General features: G+C 43.3%; 19 protein-coding genes. 8 read left to right on the top strand and 11 right to left on the bottom strand.

The genetic code is table 11. From position 1 onward, the window contains the following. Nucleotides 1–40: 40 nt before the first annotated feature. Complete coding sequence (locus tag M3152_RS13565) at nt 41–925, bottom strand: LysR family transcriptional regulator (RefSeq protein ID WP_251695744.1); 885 nt, start codon at nt 923–925, stop codon at nt 41–43. A 112-nt stretch (nt 926–1,037) separates the two neighbouring features. Here M3152_RS13565 and M3152_RS13570 point away from each other — a divergent pair, with 112 nt between their 5' ends. From M3152_RS13570 to M3152_RS13580, 3 genes are all read left to right on the top strand, one after another. Further along, nucleotides 1,038–2,231 carry a coenzyme F420-0:L-glutamate ligase gene (locus M3152_RS13570; protein ID WP_251695746.1) on the top strand — a complete coding sequence of 398 codons (1,194 nt, stop codon included), beginning with the start codon at nt 1,038–1,040 and terminating at the stop codon, nt 2,229–2,231. A 317-nt stretch (nt 2,232–2,548) separates the two neighbouring features. Then, nucleotides 2,549–3,094, top strand: coding sequence for a sigma-70 family RNA polymerase sigma factor (locus tag M3152_RS13575; protein WP_251695748.1), 546 nt, complete (start codon nt 2,549–2,551; stop codon nt 3,092–3,094). Further along, on the top strand, nt 3,069–4,091 hold the full coding sequence (locus tag M3152_RS13580; protein WP_251695750.1) for a DUF4179 domain-containing protein: 1,023 nt from the start codon (nt 3,069–3,071) through the stop codon (nt 4,089–4,091). Before M3152_RS13575 ends, M3152_RS13580 begins: the two co-directional genes overlap by 26 nt. Nucleotides 4,092–4,463: 372 nt before the next feature. Here the strand turns inward: M3152_RS13580 and M3152_RS13585 are convergent, their stop codons facing one another. Beyond that, a complete protein-coding gene (locus M3152_RS13585; RefSeq protein WP_251695752.1) occupies nt 4,464–5,174 on the bottom strand; it encodes a GNAT family N-acetyltransferase in 711 nt (236 codons plus the stop codon). 153 nt (nt 5,175–5,327) lie between these two features. On the opposite strand from M3152_RS13585, the gene M3152_RS13590 reads away from it, so the two are divergent. Further along, nucleotides 5,328–5,906 carry a hypothetical protein gene (locus M3152_RS13590; protein WP_251695754.1) on the top strand — a complete coding sequence of 193 codons (579 nt, stop codon included), beginning with the start codon at nt 5,328–5,330 and terminating at the stop codon, nt 5,904–5,906. A 36-nt stretch (nt 5,907–5,942) separates the two neighbouring features. Here M3152_RS13590 and M3152_RS13595 read toward each other — a convergent pair whose 3' ends face one another. After that, nucleotides 5,943–6,251, bottom strand: coding sequence for a DUF378 domain-containing protein (locus tag M3152_RS13595; protein WP_251695756.1), 309 nt, complete (start codon nt 6,249–6,251; stop codon nt 5,943–5,945). A 156-nt stretch (nt 6,252–6,407) separates the two neighbouring features. On the opposite strand from M3152_RS13595, the gene M3152_RS13600 reads away from it, so the two are divergent. Next, nucleotides 6,408–6,887, top strand: a complete 480-nt coding sequence (locus tag M3152_RS13600) for a DUF1648 domain-containing protein (protein WP_251695758.1) — start codon at nt 6,408–6,410, stop codon at nt 6,885–6,887. Nucleotides 6,888–7,099: 212 nt separating this feature from the next. After that, nucleotides 7,100–8,509 (top strand): purine-cytosine permease family protein, encoded by a 1,410-nt coding sequence (locus M3152_RS13605; RefSeq protein ID WP_251695760.1) that lies wholly within the window; start codon nt 7,100–7,102, stop codon nt 8,507–8,509. A gap of 254 nt (nt 8,510–8,763) precedes the next feature. Here the strand turns inward: M3152_RS13605 and M3152_RS13610 are convergent, their stop codons facing one another. From M3152_RS13610 to M3152_RS13620, 3 genes are read right to left on the bottom strand one after another with little or no spacing between them, the layout of a single operon-like run. Further along, nucleotides 8,764–9,591: a MetQ/NlpA family ABC transporter substrate-binding protein gene (locus M3152_RS13610; protein WP_251695762.1), complete on the bottom strand. Its 828-nt coding sequence runs from the start codon at nt 9,589–9,591 to the stop codon at nt 8,764–8,766. 14 nt (nt 9,592–9,605) lie between these two features. Beyond that, nucleotides 9,606–10,268, bottom strand: a complete 663-nt coding sequence (locus M3152_RS13615) for a methionine ABC transporter permease (protein WP_251695764.1) — start codon at nt 10,266–10,268, stop codon at nt 9,606–9,608. Next, the gene (locus M3152_RS13620; RefSeq protein ID WP_251695766.1) at nt 10,261–11,010 is read right to left on the bottom strand and encodes a methionine ABC transporter ATP-binding protein; all 750 of its coding nucleotides are present in this window, start codon (nt 11,008–11,010) and stop codon (nt 10,261–10,263) included. Before M3152_RS13620 ends, M3152_RS13615 begins: the two co-directional genes overlap by 8 nt. A 199-nt stretch (nt 11,011–11,209) precedes the next feature. On the opposite strand from M3152_RS13620, the gene M3152_RS13625 reads away from it, so the two are divergent. Beyond that, on the top strand, nt 11,210–11,659 hold the full coding sequence (locus tag M3152_RS13625) for a GNAT family N-acetyltransferase (protein ID WP_251695768.1): 450 nt from the start codon (nt 11,210–11,212) through the stop codon (nt 11,657–11,659). A gap of 53 nt (nt 11,660–11,712) precedes the next feature. Here the strand turns inward: M3152_RS13625 and M3152_RS13630 are convergent, their stop codons facing one another. Beyond that, nucleotides 11,713–13,365: a malate:quinone oxidoreductase gene (locus M3152_RS13630; protein ID WP_251695770.1), complete on the bottom strand. Its 1,653-nt coding sequence runs from the start codon at nt 13,363–13,365 to the stop codon at nt 11,713–11,715. A 388-nt stretch (nt 13,366–13,753) separates the two neighbouring features. Between M3152_RS13630 and M3152_RS13635 the strand changes: the two genes are divergently transcribed. Next, entirely contained in the window at nt 13,754–14,455 is a 702-nt protein-coding gene (locus M3152_RS13635) for a YjjG family noncanonical pyrimidine nucleotidase (RefSeq protein WP_251695771.1), read from the top strand. Between the two features lie 21 nt (nt 14,456–14,476). On the opposite strand, the gene M3152_RS13640 is transcribed toward M3152_RS13635, so the two are convergent. The 4 genes from M3152_RS13640 to M3152_RS13655 form a co-directional block, all read right to left on the bottom strand. Continuing rightward, complete coding sequence (locus M3152_RS13640; protein WP_251695774.1) at nt 14,477–15,223, bottom strand: DUF5694 domain-containing protein; 747 nt, start codon at nt 15,221–15,223, stop codon at nt 14,477–14,479. Between the two features lie 21 nt (nt 15,224–15,244). Beyond that, entirely contained in the window at nt 15,245–15,913 is a 669-nt protein-coding gene (locus M3152_RS13645; RefSeq protein WP_251695776.1) for an HAD family hydrolase, read from the bottom strand. A gap of 99 nt (nt 15,914–16,012) precedes the next feature. Then, nucleotides 16,013–16,588: a histidine phosphatase family protein gene (locus M3152_RS13650; RefSeq protein ID WP_251695778.1), complete on the bottom strand. Its 576-nt coding sequence runs from the start codon at nt 16,586–16,588 to the stop codon at nt 16,013–16,015. Between the two features lie 309 nt (nt 16,589–16,897). Beyond that, nucleotides 16,898–19,252 carry a polyprenyl synthetase family protein gene (locus M3152_RS13655; protein WP_251695780.1) on the bottom strand — a complete coding sequence of 785 codons (2,355 nt, stop codon included), beginning with the start codon at nt 19,250–19,252 and terminating at the stop codon, nt 16,898–16,900. Nucleotides 19,253–19,301 lie beyond the last annotated feature (49 nt).

Consider the following 19,301-nt stretch of genomic DNA (forward strand, 5'->3'; position numbering starts at 1 on the left):
CGGAAATAATTGCGCATAAATCAATAGCACGATCAACATATCATTCCCCTATAACAAGCTCCCAAAATCTAGTCGATGCCGGCGATAGCGGCACACTCTTCAACGAGCAGACGCCGATGCTTCGATGCGGAATCTGCTCCGTCAGCTCGACTTCATGGAGTGTTCCACTATCCAAATAGTCTATCGTGAACTCACGTGTGACACATGCTATCCCCATATTCATCCTTGCAAATTCAACGACGAGATCATGGGAGCCCAATTCGAACTCGGGCGAGAGCTTTACGCCTTTGGATAAAAAGTGATCTTCGACATATTTCCTCGAATTCGAACTTGGCTCAAGGAAGATGAGCGGCAGCTTGGCAAGTTCCCGGAATCCGACCGGCCTTGCAAGCAGCTTCCGATATTTATCTCCATAGACGAACGTATCGTGGATGTCCATGCAAGACGTTACATTCAACGTTGGGTCACTGACAGGCAAATTACAGACGACGATATCGACCTCCCCCGATTTCAGGAATGAAATAAGTTCGTCCGTCGTTCCATTCTCGATTTTCAATTTGATATTCGGATAACGAGAACGGAAGGCTTCCAGTTGGGGCAGGAGAAAGTATTTCGAAATCGTATCACCGACGCCGATTCGCAGCTCACCGGTTGTCAGATTTTTGAACTCGGCAATCTTTTCCTCACCGATTTCGATTAAATTGATGGCCGAATTAACATACTCCAAAAGAAGGCTTCCTTCGTTCGTCAATGTAACTCCTTTAGGCGTCCGGTTGAATAGTCGTGTGTCGAGCTCCCGTTCCAACTGCATAATCGATTGGCTGATGGCAGGTTGGGTCATAAAAAGTTCCTTTGCAGCCCCTGAAAAGCTTTCATTCTTACCGACAACACAAAAAATACGGTACAGATCTAATTTACTTACCATATAACCACCCCTTATACCCATCATTAGAACTATTAATTTTACTTATACCATTAATCAGTAGTATAGTACAAGAGGATTGTCAGTTAAGTTATACCGATAAGGAGCGATAACATTGGAAAGAGTAGTTGGAACGGTTGTCAGAGGTCTTCGTTGCCCGATTATCAATAAAGGGGACAATATTGAAGAAATCGTCGTGGATAGCGTGTTGAAAGCGGCGGAAGTCGAAGGATTTGCCATCAATGACAGAGATATCGTCACAATCACGGAATCCATCGTAGCTCGCGCTCAAGACAATTACGCGACAGTCGATCATATTGCGAAAGACGTTCAAGCAAAATTCGGCGACAGCACAATCGGCGTCATTTTTCCGATTCTTAGCCGCAACCGGTTTGCAATCTGTCTCCGCGGAATCGCGAAAGGTGCTGCGAAGAAAATCGTTTTGATGCTCAGCTATCCATCCGATGAAGTCGGCAATCACCTTGTCGATATTGATATGCTCGACGAAAAAGGCGTCAACCCATGGACGGACGTGCTGAATGAACAAGAATTCCGCAATCATTTCGGATACAATAAACATACATTCACTGGTATCGATTACATCGAGTATTATAAATCAATCGTTGAAGAATACGGCGTTGAATGCGAAGTCATCTTCTCGAACAACGCGAAGACGATTCTTGATTACACAAAAGACGTGCTCACTTGCGATATCCATACTCGTGAGAGAACAAAACGCATCTTGAAAGCGAATGGCGGCGAAAAGATCTACAGCCTTGATAATATCCTAGCCGAATCGGTCGATGGCAGTGGATTTAATGAAGCGTACGGACTTCTAGGCTCCAATAAGGCGACGGAAGACAGCGTAAAGCTGTTCCCACGCAATTGCCAGCCGGTCGTCGACACGATTCAAGCTTCATTGCAAGAAAAGACCGGCAAGCTAGTTGAAGTCATGGTTTACGGCGACGGTGCCTTCAAAGACCCAGTCGGCAAAATCTGGGAGCTCGCAGACCCTGTCGTGTCACCTGCCTATACAGCTGGCCTCGCAGGTACGCCGAACGAAATCAAATTGAAATACCTTGCAGACAACAACTTCGCTGATCTACGAGGCGAAGAGTTGAAAAAGGCGATCAATGAATTCATCGAGAACAAAGAAGAGGATCTCGTCGGTTCCATGGAATCCCAAGGGACGACACCACGGAAACTGACTGACCTCATCGGCTCACTGTCCGACCTCACTTCAGGCAGCGGTGATAAAGGTACCCCGATTGTGTTCATTCAAGGATATTTTGATAACTATACGAAATAAGATTGTGCCCTTGGTCATTGACTGAGGGCTTTTTCTTGTCGTTTTGGAGTTGTTCGTTCATTGCCCGGGCCGTTTTTTTGGATATCGGTCATTTCCCGGTGGATATCGGTCAATTTCAACTAGTTATCGGTCAGTTGCGGAGAGTTATCGGTCACTTCTTGAAAGTTATCGGTCAAATACATTGAGTTATCGTCATTTCGGGACTTAAGAATCACTTGGTTTCTAGTTCGGGTTTAGTGGCTGTTCTTTTTCACTCTTAAAATACTTGAAACGTTTCATCCATCCCGTTCACCTAATCTATAGAAGGTGGTGATTCCATGCCGAAAAAGGAAAGACTGGTGAAGAAAGCAATTAAAGGTGATCAGAACGCATTGCAGCTGCTTCTGAAAGAAGAGAAAGATAAGCTTTATAAAATGGCATTCATTTACATGAAAAATGAACATGATGCCCTGGAAGTATTTCAGCAAACCGTATTGGAAGTCATTGAATCAATACATCAACTAAGGAATCCGGAATATTTCAGCACGTGGGTGACGCGGATTTGCATCAATGTCTCGTTGAAGGAGATTCGTAAAAACAAAAAAATCGTTACAATGGAGAGCTATTCAATTCCTGACGTTATTCAGATTAGCGGCTCCATTGAAGAAAGACTGGATTTGACCAATGTCCTTTATGAATTGGATGACAAGTACAAATCTGTTCTCGTCTTGCGCTTTTTTCATGATTTCACGGTCAATCAGATTGCGGATATACTTGGGTGTCCTGAGGGCACTGTTAAAACGAACTTACATAGGGGTCTCGCCCTGTTGAAAACAAAATTGAAGGGAGTTTATATGGATGAAAGACGAAACGAAAATTATTAAAGACACGATGGAGGCCATTCCTGTACCGAGTGAGAAGCTGGATTCGATCATTGAGAATTCATTTAAATCAAATGCTCAATCCCGTAAAAGGACTGTCAAAAAGCGTGCTGGATATGTACTCGCCGCCACATTGGCAATTAGTATTTTAGGCGGGACGGTACTGTTGAATCCAGCGATGGCGAATATGATAAGCCAGCTGCCGGTCATCGGGAATGTGTTCGACTATTTCGGTTCAACTAGTAAACCTGCCTATAAGGAGTTCGGACAGCTTGCGACTGACGTCGGCCGGACTGCGAAAGATAAAGATGTTTTAATCAATATCGACCAAGGAGTCTTCGATGGGACGACAATCACTTTGGCAGTGACGGTACAAACAAATAAAAATTATGGCTCAACCTTATTTTTTGACGGCTGGCCTTCCGTTGAGGGCGAGTCTGCTGGAAATGCCGGCGCCTCCTTTGAGAGAGTGAAAGGATTAGGCTACGCAGGCATTATGACCATCACTCCCCATTTTGAGAAAACACCCGATGAGGTGGATATCAACTGGGAGCCGAAAGTGTTGCTTGGTGATAAAAAAGAGGTGAAAGGCGACTGGAAGTTAAACTTCTCTCTGCCTTTAATCGAACCCGAAGTGCTGACTTTGAATGAGCTAGTTGAAAAAGATGGTGTTGCCATCCAATTCAAGGAAGTGAGAAAGACACCGTTAACCTTCAATATTTACTATCAGCAATTGGTTGACCCTACATTGCTGGATGACTGGACGGCAGTCGAGGCGGAGCTGAAAGCCACAGATGATCTGGGGAATGAATACGAAGTTCCTTATAACGGCGGGTTTACTGAAGGTGGCGCCAGAACTCGCGAGGATCTCCAATGGAGCGCAACCATCCACAACATTGATCCGCAGGCGACTAAACTTATATTTCACCCGTTTGCGACCGTGAGCACGCTTGAAGGTTCGAAGAAAATTTATTTTGAAGACATTGAAGTAGAATTATAAATAGTAGCCCTACTGTCGGTCGTGTAAACATGACGGGCAGTTTTTTATCGATCATTTCTCAAGAGTTATCGATCAATTGCGGGAAGTTATCGGTCAATGTCACAAAGTTATCGGTCATCTACAGCGCGTTATCGGTCATTTTCACAATTTTATCGTCATTTCAGGACTTAATCACTAGTTAAGTTCTTCACTCCCATCGGCAATACCCTTCAAAATAGACTCTCAGCTAGTTGGATAGGGTAGTACATTCAATTTTCAAAGGAGGCGATTAAATGTTCATCCACTAACTGAAATTGACCTTTGGAGATTTGCCATCGCGAACACTTTAATAGAATCTCAAGCAAGCGCTGCAAGTACAAGTACGAGAGCTCTTCACCTATCAATCCGATAAATCCCTTTCCTGTCGCGCAAACGGCAGCCATTCCGCTCAAAAATGCCAATCATATGATGATTCACTTCATCCGTGCTCCCGACATAAGTCGCAGCACCGATTCCCTTCAGCAAATTGAGCGAAAGCCGGTGAAACACGGTTCCATACCCTTTCCCTCTCCATTCCGGCACAATCCCAAAATAAAACAGACGCCCCTCATCGACAGTTCCTTGCTCGATAATGGGGATGCTTAAACCAACCGGCTCGCCGGATTTCCGGAAGATAAAGCAAGATGCCCTCCATTCAGGTCCAAGTTCATTTTCGAGTGATTCCATCACCTGCTCGATTGTGAACAGTTTATTTTTATTTGCAGATCCACTGCGGCAACGCTCGTATAGCTCCGCAAAATCCGAATCCACCATTCCTCCGTCGCTTAACGGTTCGACAGTTATACCCGGGGCTGACGAAAAGGTTTCATTTAACTTCCGTGTATATTCCACAATCGTTGAGATTTTGCGGAAACCTTGTTCCAATAGTTTCTTTTCATGCACAGTATCCATCAACAACGATAAATAACCGACCTGTTCTTCCTTCCATTCACCTAGCAATCGATCAAATGCTTCCTCATATTTCTGCTTGGAAACCCCGTCCACCTTCACTTGATCAACAAGCCAATATTCATTTTCCTTCTCAACCCGATTAAATAAATTCACTTGTATATTCTCCTTCTCTGCATCCGCTTATAAGAAGTTTCGCCGGAGCATATACAGATTCCTGCTCGTCAGGCAAAGATTCAACTCCCCTTCCTTTGGGTAGGTTGAGTAGAGGTGACAAAATATTTGTTTGTTTGAAGAGAAGGGGCTGCTATGTTTGGATTTTCAGATTTAATTTCGTTGATCATCTCCGTCTTCATCATTCTGCCAGTCGTCACGTTCATTAGGGAATCCGGATATTTTATCATAAGTGCCATTTTCGGCGTCAAGAATCCAAGACTAACGATCGGATCGGGACCTCGTTTTAAAAAAATCGGCATTTTTGACATTCGAAGATATTATCACTTATATAGTTGGTTTTCTTTTGATTCCTTGAAAAGGGATGGAAAGTTCGCATATATATGCATTTACGCCGGGCCTATCCTCATTAATCTTGCGGTGGCTTTTGCCATCAATACTTTGCTGGCGAATGGTTTCTTGGAAGACTTTCGAACCTTTTGGGAACGCTTCATTTTTTATATATTTTATTATGTACTGTTGGATATTGTCCCAATGTTCACTGTGAATGGAAAACCGAACAATGGCATGGTTTTATACGAATTGCTCCGTTATGGAAAACGGACTGATTACAACACCGAGCCTATCATTCCCGCCACAACTGACGTGGAGGAAGAAGTTCAGGAACAAATGGAGAAAATCGAGGAAATTATTGAGGAAGAAAAAGAAGAGTGACAGCAGCCCACATTCGTGGGTTAGCTGTCACTCTTGTTATTGTTCGTCTTTATCAGATAACTTTCGTTCCTTCGTGAAGTCCGGTTCTTCTCCGAACTCAGTATAGGCCGGGGTGGAAGTGCGGCTCCGAGTCTCAACGACTTCCTTATTCTCATCCGGTTTAAATAAAAGACCTAAACAAATCAATCCGCTAATTGCTACAAGGGCATAAACCACCCTTGACATAAATGCATCCTGTCCGCCAAATAATGACGCAACCAAGTCAAATTGGAAAAAAGCGATCAATCCCCAATTCAATGCTCCTATGATAACCAATGCCAATGCAATACGTCGAAGCGCTCCCATACATATTCCTCCTCTATAAACAATTATAATTAGCTTTTGCTAAATGAGGATTTTCATACGTGCGAGGTGCTTCCAAATAAAACCAATTTTTCCTTATGATTAAATCCAAACGATGAAACTTCTGGGCAGAGCAACCGTAAATGAAAGGTAAAAGGAGTGTGGAAATTGAACAAGAAGCCTATTTTGGACATTCCGAAAACCTTGTCCGAAAAATTCTTGGATACTATAACGTCCCTCCTCTATTTAGCTGGCATCATGAGCAATCTTCCTGACCAAGTTCCTGCCCATTACAACGCATTGGGTGAGGTGAATCGCTGGGGATCGAAATGGGAGCTGATCCTGCTGCCCGGCATTGCTGCCTTTTTAGCTGTTATTATGACATTTCTTGAGAAACATCCCGAATGGCATAATTACAGGAAGTTGAATGAAAGTAATATCAAATTCCAATATAGGAATTCACGCTTGTTGATGAATGTCCTAAAGAATGAATGTGTCCTGCTTTTTGTGTTTCTCACGTACAAAACCGAGCAAGTGGCTTTAGGAAGTGTTGACTCACTTAGCATCGCCTTTTTGCCTATTTTCCTTGTCATTATTTTCGGATCGATGGTCTTCTTCATCATACGTTCATATAAATAATTATTATTGTTTTTTGTGGTTTTTTAGCAAAACAAAGATTGTTTTTAGATGGGAATTTTCACATTAACAAAGACCCGTTCGTCTAACGAAACACTTGGTTATTCTATTACTTTTTGATAAAATGGAGGGGTGAGCATTAATAAAAGAAGTTTGATTAAAAATATGCCTAAGGGCTGAAGGAGTGAGCGATTCACAATAAGGAGCTGGAATTTATGACAACAGAACAAACTACTACACTGCAACAAGACACAGGAGAAGAGGTCGTTCGGGATTATTCTTTAGACCGTGTACCTCGCGAGGAACGAAAAGCTAGCTGGCTTAGCATAACGAACATTACGTTCGGTATCGCTACAGCGATTTTTTACTTCCAAATGGGAAGTGTGATGGCACTTCAATTCGGAGCACCCAATGCCCTTTTATCCGCAGGCTACGCAATTATCGTGGCGGGTATACTCGGTACAGTCATTGTGTACTTATCTGCGAAAACCGGCATGAATGTGAACCTCCTATCGAGGGGCGGCGGCTTCGGCTATATTGGAGCATCTTTGACATCACTCATCTACGCATCGAATTTTATTATGTATTGTGCTTTTGAAGGCCTGATTCTAATATCAGCCGTACATCATTTTCTACCCTCCTTTCCGAAATGGGTTTTAATCCTCGTATTTGGACTCATTGTTATTCCTCTTAATTGGTTTGGAATTCAACAACTGGACAAGCTGCAAAAATGGTCATTACCAATTTTCATCCTCTTTTTGATCACTGCGATTGTCATTTCTTTTATCAAACCTGCTATTTATACGGGTCCTGTTTTCTCTTACATGCCAGAAGGAGTCCAGCTTGGCGGAACCGCGCTGCTGTTCTGCATCGGTATGCATAATGGGATTATGGGCTTGACCGCTCTTCTCGCTTCAGATTATGCCCGCTTTTTACGCCCTAAAGATATCAAAATTGGATCTTTAGCAATCGGGTTCATTCCTCAAATTTTTTGTTATGGCGTTATGGGAGGATTAGGCATCTGGTTCGGTGTCCGTTATTTGGAGTCGGATCCAGGCGTTTATATTGTACTGCTGCTCGGAATCGGTGGCGCGTTATTTACCATGTTGACGCAATTGCGTATTAATGTCACAAATATTTATAGTAGTTCACTCTCCTTATCAAACTTCTTTGAAAACATCTTCCGTTTCACCCCCGGCCGACGATTTTGGGTCGTTGTCTCCGCATTGACGGCGATTGCTCTAATGCTCGGCGGCATTGTAGACCATCTTGCTACGGTCATGACATTCCAAGGAGTCTTCCTGTTCTCATGGGCGTCCATCTTGGTGACGGATGCGCTAGTCGTAAAAAAATGGTTGAAAATTGGACCGAATTATTATGTTGCCACACAAGAGTATTTGTATAAGTGGAATCCGGTCGGCGTTGTTTCCCTCCTCGTTTCAAGTGTAATCGGCACAGTTGCCGCACTTGGCTATATGGGATTATTCCTCCAATCGACAGCTGCGTTTTTCGCTGCGGTGCTCGCCGCTATTTTGACGGTCATCATCGCGATACTGACAAAGGGCGCGTATTATTTGCAACAAGAACCAACTGATATTGTCGAAGAGGACAAACTGAAACGATGAATGAAAAGAGCCATGCCTCAATTGAATTGGGCATGGCTTTTTTAGGCAAACCAGGTGAGTCGGAAGTCCTGAAATGACAATATATCTTGGGAAATGATCGATAACTTTCGGGAAATGAACGATATCAGTCGTATGGTGATCGATATATCCCGTGAATTGATCGATATCTGTCCCGAAATGATCGATATCTTTTACGCGGCAAATGAAAGAGCCATTCCAAGTTGTAAATACAACCCGGAATGGCTCTTCTCACTTTATTCAAACGCCGGAATTGCGGTTTCGTCGTAGTTCTCTTCTAGAAACTTACGTACTTCAGGGCTTGTCATTGCATCTGCCAACTTTTGAATCGGCTCCCAGTCTTTATTGTCTTCACGTGCGATTAACGTGATTGCAAAGTCATTTTCGACTCCTTCTGTTAGCAATGCATCGCTCTTCGGTGTCAATCCAAGTGGCGCGGCATATGCCGGTGTCATAACAACTGCATCTGCATCGTCATACATACGCGCAAGCATCAGCAAATCGACTTCCTCGAACTTGTAGTTTTTCGGATTGTCGGTAATATCCGCTTTTGTATAATACGTGTCTTTCTTTTCACCTAATGTAATGACTTTATGCTGTGCGAGCAATGACAACGAACGGTCGATGTTTGAAACGTCGTTCGCCATTGCGATGACAGCACCTTCCGGCAGTTCATCAATTGACGCGAAGTCTTTGGAGTAGACACCGTAATTCGCAAAGTAGATCGGTGTAATCGGAACTAAGTTTGCATTATTATTACGGTTGAATTCCTCCATATACGGAACGTGCTGGAAGAAGTTCGCATCCACTTCTTTCGCTGCAAGTGCGCTATTCGGCTGGACATTATCACCTAATACAACAACTTCTAGTTCGATTCCTTCCTCAGCAAGCTTCGGTTTTACTAGCTCAAGAATTTCCGTCATTGGAGGGATCAAGGAAGCGACTTTCAACGTCACTGTTTCATCTTTCTCTTCTACTTTAGCAGGGGTATCCGCTGCTTTATCCTTGCCGCAGCCTGCTAATAAAATAATTAGCATAGTCGCCAGCATCATTAGCTTTTTCATGTTGTTTCCTCCTGTTATCGTTTATCTATCACTCTTGATACAGTTGTCCCCGTAAATTGGATGAGCTGCACCAGTATGACCATTATGATAATCATGTACATCATTAAATCCGTTTTAAATTGCTGGTAACCGTACCGGATGGCAAAGTCTCCAATGCCGCCGCCGCCGACGACACCCATTATCGTTGAATACGATATGAAACTGATGATCGACGTCGTTAATCCTAAAACGAGTCCTGAGCGGGCCTCGACGTATAAGAATTTAAAGATGACCTGCCTGACCGACGCCCCCATAGCGATTGCCGCCTCCATTACCCCTTTCGGCACGTCGAGTAACGATTGTTCAACGAGACGGGAATAATGCGCAATGGCGATTATCGATAACGGCACGGTTGCGGCCGTCGTTCCGATGGCGGTTCCGATGAGCATCCTTGTGAACGGGATGAGGAAGACGACCAATAATAGGAACGGGAATGAACGGACGGTATTCACCAATAAATTCAATACTGAAAAGACAACCGGGTTCTCATAGACTTGCCCTTTCCTGCACAAAAAGAGCAATGTGCCAACAGGGAGCCCGACTAACACGGCCGCAGCGATTGAAACCCCGACCATTATAAAGGTCTCCCCTATTGAACTCCAAATTTCCGCTTCGTATTGAAGCAAGACGTCAGGCATGACCCACGTCACCGTCCTTTGTCAGCTGTTCCACAAAGAATTTGGGGCTATTGTTCATCATTCCAATCCCTTTCGGCTGCATGGAAACCGTATCGTACACTTGTCCTTCATTCATGACTGTGACACGGTTGCAGATGCTTTTGATCACTTCCATCTCATGGCTGACAATGACGATCGTCACTCCGAAGCTCCTGTTAATGTTTTGCAACACAGTTAGAATTTCTGCAGACGTATTCGGATCGAGTGAGGATGTCGGTTCATCGCATAGCAAAACTTGCGGATTGTTCGCCAATGCCCTGGCGATTGCCACACGCTGCTTTTGCCCGCCGCTCAATTGGGCAGGGTACTTGTCCTTATAACTTTCCAATCCGACAAACTGAAGACATTCCACCACTCGGGATCGGCGACCTTTTCTAGGGAATTTAGCCAACTCCAACGATGCAGCGACGTTATCATACACTGTTTTATTTGCCACTAAATTAAAATGCTGAAATATCATCCCGATCGATTTTCTCGCCTCGCGGAGTTGTTTGCCGTTCAAGTTTGTCAGCGTCTGATGATTGACCAACACTTCCCCGCCGTCTGGACTTTCTAACAAATTTATCAGTCGTAGAAGCGTCGATTTGCCGGCGCCGCTCGCCCCGATAATGCCATGAATTTCGCCTTTTTCTATTGATAAGGAGACTGATTGAATAGCCTGAAAACCCGAATAACTTTTACTGATATTATGTAATGTAATCATAAAAAAATCCCCTTTCCACGATTTGAAGGGTGATTGCGACGTTATCTATTATAACCCAATCTGACTAGGCTGTCATATTATCATTATATACTATTATTGGTAATTCCAAACTGCTCCTGGGTATTGAAAAAGTTTCCTGTTCTAAAAAGTTAGGCTTCCAAGGCCGCCAAATTATCGATTATAATTTAGCAAAGGGGAGATGAACATGCTGCATTTAGAATCAATTACGAAGGATAATTGGGTGAAAGCCATATCACTTCGCGTTCGGGAAGATCAAGTGAATTTCGTAGCGTCAAATACGGTGTCGCTTGCCCAGTTGAATTTCCTTGAAAACTTTTACGCTAAAGGAATTTACCTTGGCGAGGAAATGATCGGATTTGCGCTTTACGGTATCGATGAAGACGATCACGAGTATTGGATTTACCGTATGATGATTGATCAAAAACATCAGGGAAAAGGGCATGGAAAAGTAGCAATCCAACTTGTAATAGATGACATTAAGGCGATAAAGGAAGATCACCATCATACAATCACGCTTTCTTATGAGCCGGCGAATGAACATGCAAAACGTATTTATGAAAAAATGGGGTTCAAAGAAATTGAGGGGCTCATTATTAGCGACGAACAAGTTGCCCGCTATACATTCTGAACATGCAAAAAAGCTGACTTCGGCACGATGCCGCCGAGTCAGCTTTTCATATTTCACTCTTTTTTACTTGGCTCTTCTTCTACAACCAACGTATCATCTACGTTCGGTACTTCCCTGTCTACTCCCAGGGCTGGGTCTTGCTCGGTATCCCCGGTTTCAACAACAACAGACTCTTCTACCAATGACTCTGTTTCTTCATTTGAAGATTCCTGTTCATCTGTTTGGTACACAAGACCAAGCGCCTGCGCAGTTGTCGCATGGATTTCCTTAAGGAGATTCGGATTGTTGACGAGCGACAAGCCATAAGAAGGAATCATTTCTTTGATTTTCGGTTCCCACTCTTTGATGTGTTGTGGAAAACATCTATTTAGAATTTCCAGCATGACGTGAACGGCGGTGGAAGCTCCTGGGGAGGCTCCGAGCAATGCAGCGATCGAGCCGTCTGAAGCATTGACGACTTCCGTACCGAATTGAAGCGTCCCTTTGCCGCCCGCCTCCGTGTCTTTGATGACTTGGACGCGTTGACCGGCTACGACGGTATCCCAATCCTCGCTTTTCGCGCTCGGGATGAAGCCGCGCAACTCCTCTATCCGCTGTTCCTTCGATAGCATCAGTTGCTGTATCAAGTATTTCGTCAATGACATTTCTTTCGCGCCTGCCGCCAACATCGTAAAGACATTGCTCGGTTTCACGGAAGTGATGAGATCCATATTGGAGCCCGTTTTCAGGAACTTCGGCGAGAAGCCGGCGAACGGTCCGAACAACAATGATTTTTGATTATCAATATATCTTGTATCTAGATGCGGAACAGACATCGGCGGAGCACCTACCGAAGCTTTGCCGTAAACTTTCGCGTGGTGCTGCTCGACAATCTCGGGATTTTTGCACACTAGGAAGAGACCGCTTACCGGGAATCCCCCAATATGCTTTCCTTCAGGAATACCGGATTTTTGCAAGAGATGTAAACTTCCTCCTCCGGCACCGATAAAGACGAATTTCGCGGTATGGCGTTCAACAGCTCCGCTATCGAGATTTTTCACTTTCAGTTCCCACAGACCATCGGCTGTACGTTTCAATTGGTTCACACTATGGTTATAGTTTATATCAACATTACTATTCTTTAAATGGTTAAATAACATGCGTGTCAAAGCGCCAAAGTTAACGTCCGTGCCAGTATCAATCTTTGTCGCTGCCAGTGGTTCATTCACGGTCCTGTCTTTCATCATGAGCGGAAGCCATTCCTTCAACTGCTCAGGGTCATCGGAGAATTCCATCCCTTCGAACAGCGGATTATTGGAAAGCGCTTCAAAACGCTTTCTCAAAAACTCAACATTGTCTTTCCCGTGCACATAGCTCATATGAGGCAATGGCATAATGAAGTCTTCTGGATTACTGATCAATTGATTATTCACGAGATAAGACCAAAACTGCATAGAAAGCTGGAACTGTTCGTTGACCTTTATTGCTTTACTAATATCTAAAGTTCCGTCTGGCTTTTCATTGGTGTAGTTGAGCTCGCACAGTGCAGCATGTCCAGTCCCCGCATTGTTCCATTCATTGGAGCTTTCCTCTCCTGCGCCCGGGAGCTTCTCAAACACTGTAATTTTCCAGTCCGGTGCCAATTCCTTCAACATTGTTCCCAAAGTTGCACTCATGATTCCGGCGCCAATTAAGATGACGTCTGTTTTTGTTTCTCCGTTGCTCATTTTTATCATCCTTATACCCTAGTTTTGCAGAAAGGATGTAGACGCTCCTTCTTAGGCGTCAAAACAAGACAAGACGCGAGCTAGGAACACACCTTTTCTGTTCAATAATAACCTCATATATTATATCACAATCTTTTGTCAGAATGCCCCCATATGCATAATTGTTTAATTGTTTAGGTGAATTGTTTGGGTGCCTGTGCATGGTGCAATTATGACTATTCAACCCAACGTATGAATATACCGAGGGACGAAAACCAAACTACATCGTGAGTGGGTTTACCCTTTTCTTCATGCAATTGTAGTTCATAATCTGAATTGTTTGTTGCACAGGCACCTAAGTCCAGTGTTATACTAGAGACACAGCTTTCGTCAGTCAGGAGATGTGAGAATGAGATACGATGTGTTTTTATTCGATTTGGATGATACGTTGATGGATTTTGGTGAGACAGAAAAACATGCGTTTACGAATGTGTTCACTACGCACGGTTTACCGAACGCATTGGCGGATTTCAGGGATACGTACAGGGCAGTCAGCACGGTGCTTTGGGAGGATTTGGAGCAAGGTAGGATAACGCTTGCGGAGCTGAAAACGGAGCGGTTCAGACGGTTGTTCCTTGAACATGGTCTTGATATGGATGCAGAACAGTTCGGCCAATTGTATCTTGATTATTTAGGGAAAGAAGTCCACTTGATCGACGGAGTGGCATCAATGCTTCGTTCTCTGAAGGGTGCCAGGATTGCGGTTTTGACGAACGGCTTCAAAGAAGTTCAATTGGCTCGTATTGCCGCTTCCGGTCTAGCCGACACGTTTGAAGCAATCTTCACATCCGAAGAGATCGGTTACCAAAAGCCACAGCCTGAAATTTTCGAACATGTATTCAAGCAGCTGCAAATCAAAGACAAATCACGCGTCCTGATGATAGGAGACTCACTTTCGTCGGATATCCGCGGAGGCAATAACTACGGCATCGATACATGCTGGTACAATCCGAAACGAAAAGAGAATAATGGCTTGGCTCAGCCTACTTATGAAATTCATGATTGGAAAGAGTTTCACTCCATAAATGCTCAAACGATTGCGTCCAATTAAAGGATGCGATCGTTTTTTGGATTACTGTAAGTATGACTGCACGGACACAGTTTCGAAAAGCCCGCTCTCTTTGACGAAGTTCTCGACAATCCTGACATGGGAGCCGCCAACGATGAAGAGGATGCGGTCGTCTGGAGTAGTGACCAAATCCGAGAGATTCGAGAATAGGATGAGGTTGCGTTGATACCACCAAATCAGCCAGTCCATGCCGACATATTGCTTGGTGTCTTTAATGCGCGCCATATTCACATAGCTGCGATGAAGTTGTTCGACTACTTCCGGCTGATTGTAATAAAGGAGTAGATCATTGACACTCTTTCCTACGGTTGTTAACTCAAGTCGGTACAACGGCCCAAATAATTCTTCATACAACTTGGGCTGATGCTCTTTCGCCCATTCAGCAACTTCACTGCTCTCTCTCTGAAGAGCACCTTGTTCCATCCAATCGACCGCGTAAACTTCCTGATGCCCCATCTGTTTTGCCAGTCTGTATTCAATCTGGTCGATTTCGTTTTCCATCAAGTGATAGTCACCCTTTAAAAAGCCTGTAAACTCCTCATTGAGAGTACCATTCCGTTTCTTCTCAACTTCCAAAGCGATTTTCGTAGGCTTGAAATCTTTTAAACGGTCGACCACCTCTTTGATCTCTTTCTGCCTTTGTACTGATAGCATACTGTCCTTCTCTATTTCTATCATATCTAAAGTCGAACCCATGTGAAATGTTCCTAAAATCATAATTGTAGGCTTGCTCATTGCTTTTAGCCGCAACTGTATTACCCCCTTTTTTTCTTACGAGACACTTATCTTCTCTATAATCAAAGGCACTTCTGCCAAATCATCAACGATAAAATCGGCTTCCACTGCATTCCATTGAAGATCCCTTTTCCAAACCCCAATCATTCCAACATTCTTAGCAGCTTCTACATCATTTACAGGATGATCCCCTACAAATATGCTTTCAGTAGGCGAAACATTTAACCGCTCCAATGCTCTTTCAAATATTTGTGAATCAGGTTTTTTTATGCCTTCCCATTCGGATACTAAAATAACATCAAAATAGTGCTCAATGCCAAGCGCTCTTATGTTGTCCATTTGAAACTGCCCTTTACCGTTCGTGATGATCCCCAACTTCAAATCCATTCTTTTTATCTCCTCCAACATTTCGATAAGACCAAGGAAAGGCACGCAGTTGTTCTGGAATTCATCGACATAATCTTGAAGTAGTTCCTCCCACGTTATATCCGTAACCTTAAATTCATCAACTAGCTGTTGATAAACTTTATCTTTCCATACATATCCACGGTTATCCAATTCGATGAACCTTGCTGCAAACTGCTCCCTTGGAATATGGCCTACGAATCTATGTAACCTGCCGTATTGATTGTCGATAAACAATTTCACAGATTCATCTCGGTTCAATAGCGTTCCGTCTAAGTCGAAGATCGCTGCTTTAATCAATATCAAATCACTCCAAACTTTTTAAATGCAAAAGCAATACTATTTTTATTGGATTTTTTCAGAACGTCGGCAACCATTCTTAATCTTTCAAGTCTATTTTTATTGTAAGTGATGAGTGCAATTATAAAGTTTGCAATCCCAAACGTCTTCGCTGTTCTGAAGTACTGTTATAGAAGTATTTTCAATATAAGTAGTCGGAAATCTTTCAGGCATCAAATGTTGTAGAGTTAGGCCGATTAAAGCACCATGGCTCACTACTAAGACTCTTTTTCCTTTATGTAAATTTGCTATATCCTCAACGAATTCAATTCCTCTTTTAGCTACCAGTTCAAATTCTTCCATACCTAGATCTAATTCACGCCAATTCCTTCCCCATAGAATCACTCTTTCTTCTTCAGTAGTTCCTTCAATTTGACCGCAGTTTATTTCCCGTATTCGTTTATCTAAATAACCCACTGATAGATTCATCTTACTACCAATTATTATTGCGGTTTTCTTAGCTCTTGATAAATCACTTGAAATAATCAAATCCCATTCTTCACTTGATAGTCGGTCTCCAAGTTTGATTGCTTGCTGAATACCCTCCTCATTCAAAGGAACATTAGAGATACCTTGTGCCTTTCCAAGAATATTCCACTCAGTAATTCCATGTCGTACTAGGCCAATTTTAGTCATAATAACTCCCCAACTTCAGTTCATCTTACTAAATTTCTTTCTTCCCACTCATGCTCCAAAACACTATAAGGCAAGGAATCTAACACTTTCTAACTTTATGATATATTCAGATTTAATTGTACCATGAAAACTAATTATTGTTCGGGTGCCTGTGCAAAGCACATTTATGACTATTCAATCCATCGAATGATAATACACAAAAACAAAACCCAACTCGGAGGTGAGTGAGTTTTGTTTTTCCTTTATGCAATTGTAGTTCATAATCTGAATAGTTTGCTGCACAGGCACCGGAATTATTCTGACAGCTCATCAGTTATTACGATTCATGATGTAGTGTAAGAAGTGTTTTAAGTAGGTTGTTTTGTGCTGCATCTGTTGTAATGTTTCCATGGCGGTGCAGTAGTGGTCCCACATTGCTTTTCTGGCGCCTTCAGTGCCTAAGATTGATACGAAGGTTGAATTGTTGTTTTCGACGTCTTTGCCGGTTGGCTTTCCGAGGGATGCCAGGTCGCCTTCGACGTCGAGCAAGTCATCTTTGATCTGGAAAGCGATGCCTGCGTGATAAGAAAATTGTTTCAATGCTTCCAGTTCAGATTCCTGTTTCCCCGCTAAGATTGCCGGCATAACGAGAGAGGCCTCAAAGGCGATACCGGTTTTGTAAAAGCACATCGTATTTAACTGTTCGACTGTTAATTGTTTGCCTTTGGAATTCAAGTCCATCGCCTGGCCTTTACACATATCCGTCGTCTTTCCAGATGAATAATGGATCAGGCGGAGCACGGTTTCGGGGTCGAATTGTTTGAGCGATGCTTGTTCCTCGACCGCCTTCTGGGTCAGATAGAGGCCGGTCAACTCCGCTGTGGCCGTATTATACTTATGATGCAGCGTTGGGCGCCCCCTGCGGATGGACGAATTATCTTGGGATGGCAGATCATCAAAGATCAGAGAGGCTGTGTGCATATATTCCAATGATTTCAATAGGGGTATAATTGCAGACGGATCCAATCCATATTCGTGAACGCCCATGACCCATGTCATTATCGGTCTAAGTCGCTTTCCGTCGCCTTGCAGACTGTAATTTGCAGCATCCATGATCGGCTCTTCCATGAATGAAACATTATTATTCCCACGGATATGTAAGAAATCGTTTATCTCATTCCGCATTGTTTCAACCATGTCTTTAAAGACTTCCCGCTCTTCCCGTTCATCTTTGAAATTGGCGATAATATGATCCCGGAGCAATTTATCAAAGAAGTCAACATCATCCGCTTTCCGTACCATCTTTTGAATGAGTCGATCGAATTTGAGATTCCCGGTTGCGAACAGCTCCATCACCTCATTGTATTTTTCGATTCCCATGCGCTCTTTAAATCGTTTCAAACCGTTGATGGCGCGGTTCAGAATCACGTCGCGTGTCTTCGTATCCGAATGATATACATTATGGATCAAATTAGAGATGACCGTCCAATACATCTCAAATGGATTGATGAGATCCGGACGGATGTGCCGGTATTTCATGTAGTAGGTGTATGGAGTAACCGCTCCCGCCTCCAAGTCATCAAACATATCTGCGAAGTCATCGGCGAGTTGGTTGTAAATGCCATAATAAAATGTGCGGTTTTCAAACCCCTCATCCTCCTCAGCACCAAGTACTGAACGGACAATGAGTCGTGAAGAAGCGGATTTTAAAATGACCGGGATATATAGTTCTTCATTCGAATAACTTACATTCGATAAATCCTTTTCACGGTCCACTTCCTGAGAATGATAAAATACGTAGGATTGCTCGAAGAAATTATCTTTTGTCTCTTGGCGCAAACAACCCTGAATATACGCAAAAGCCTCTCGAAGTTCGGAATGAATATATTGTATTAACTCTTTAGTAGTATCGGTCCACTCTCCCAATTCGGGTACTGACCTTGTAACAAGGGTGGTTCGTATCAAACCGGAAAATTGTCCCTTCTCTTCACCGGATAGGACATCCGAATCCAAGAGATCATCAATAAAAGGATAGGTGAGGCCATACGAATAGCCGAGTCTTATCGCTTTATCTAACTTTCGGGTACGTTCTTCGGTCGTTATCTTCTCGCTCATTTCTTCAATCTGGTGCAAGATGACTCCTGCAATGATCTTCATCAGTTTCCGCTTAGCTTCTTCTGCATTCATCCCTTCTGGAATATTTGCGGAAACGGACTTCAGTTTGCTAATTAACCAGATCATCGTTGTTTCCACGCCTTCTTTTTGAGCCCAACGATACAAGCCCGCCATGCTGAACATCTCCGTAGTACGTCCTTGGAGTTGTTCTTTACTATCATTAACTAGAAGCCGGATCCTGTTCTGCGTATGCGGCGAATCCAAGGACTTCCCTAGGTCCCGCAAGAAAATATAAGAGATGCTTCGATCTAAGTAATTATCGAGTTTCCCGGTGTAGTCAAGCCTTTGTATATAATGGTGGTAGCCGCGCGAATTGGATTTTCCCTTCCCCCGCGAGAACAGTGAATAATGATGTATATGATTCTGTTTCCAATTAAGTATATCTTTCGTTAAGGTAGTAGCATAAGTCTTGTTTGTTCGCTGTCCCGAAAGTGATGCGAAATATTCGGCAGCTTTCTTCTCAGCAAGCCGATAGCCAGCATCGGCATTTTTTTGTAACTTGTCATTCATACTACATTACCTCTACTTATGTTTTTTTATTGCCTATGAAATAATTCAC

Origin of the sequence: Sporosarcina luteola (genome assembly GCF_023715245.1) — a bacterium.
Taxonomy (GTDB): domain Bacteria; phylum Bacillota; class Bacilli; order Bacillales_A; family Planococcaceae; genus Sporosarcina; species Sporosarcina luteola_C.

Coding starts and splice junctions, on each gene's coding strand:
- M3152_RS13635 (WP_251695771.1), top strand. CDS start 13,754: ATGAGATACGATGTGTTTTTATTCGATTTGGATGATACGTTGATGGAT.
- M3152_RS13595 (WP_251695756.1), bottom strand. CDS start 6,251: ATGGGAGCGCTTCGACGTATTGCATTGGCATTGGTTATCATAGGAGCA.
- M3152_RS13565 (WP_251695744.1), bottom strand. CDS start 925: ATGGTAAGTAAATTAGATCTGTACCGTATTTTTTGTGTTGTCGGTAAG.
- M3152_RS13650 (WP_251695778.1), bottom strand. CDS start 16,588: ATGACTAAAATTGGCCTAGTACGACATGGAATTACTGAGTGGAATATT.
- M3152_RS13620 (WP_251695766.1), bottom strand. CDS start 11,010: ATGATTACATTACATAATATCAGTAAAAGTTATTCGGGTTTTCAGGCT.
- M3152_RS13615 (WP_251695764.1), bottom strand. CDS start 10,268: ATGCCTGACGTCTTGCTTCAATACGAAGCGGAAATTTGGAGTTCAATA.
- M3152_RS13630 (WP_251695770.1), bottom strand. CDS start 13,365: ATGAGCAACGGAGAAACAAAAACAGACGTCATCTTAATTGGCGCCGGA.
- M3152_RS13610 (WP_251695762.1), bottom strand. CDS start 9,591: ATGAAAAAGCTAATGATGCTGGCGACTATGCTAATTATTTTATTAGCA.
- M3152_RS13625 (WP_251695768.1), top strand. CDS start 11,210: ATGAACATGCTGCATTTAGAATCAATTACGAAGGATAATTGGGTGAAA.
- M3152_RS13655 (WP_251695780.1), bottom strand. CDS start 19,252: ATGAATGACAAGTTACAAAAAAATGCCGATGCTGGCTATCGGCTTGCT.
- M3152_RS13590 (WP_251695754.1), top strand. CDS start 5,328: ATGTTTGGATTTTCAGATTTAATTTCGTTGATCATCTCCGTCTTCATC.
- M3152_RS13605 (WP_251695760.1), top strand. CDS start 7,100: ATGACAACAGAACAAACTACTACACTGCAACAAGACACAGGAGAAGAG.
- M3152_RS13575 (WP_251695748.1), top strand. CDS start 2,549: ATGCCGAAAAAGGAAAGACTGGTGAAGAAAGCAATTAAAGGTGATCAG.
- M3152_RS13580 (WP_251695750.1), top strand. CDS start 3,069: ATGAAAGACGAAACGAAAATTATTAAAGACACGATGGAGGCCATTCCT.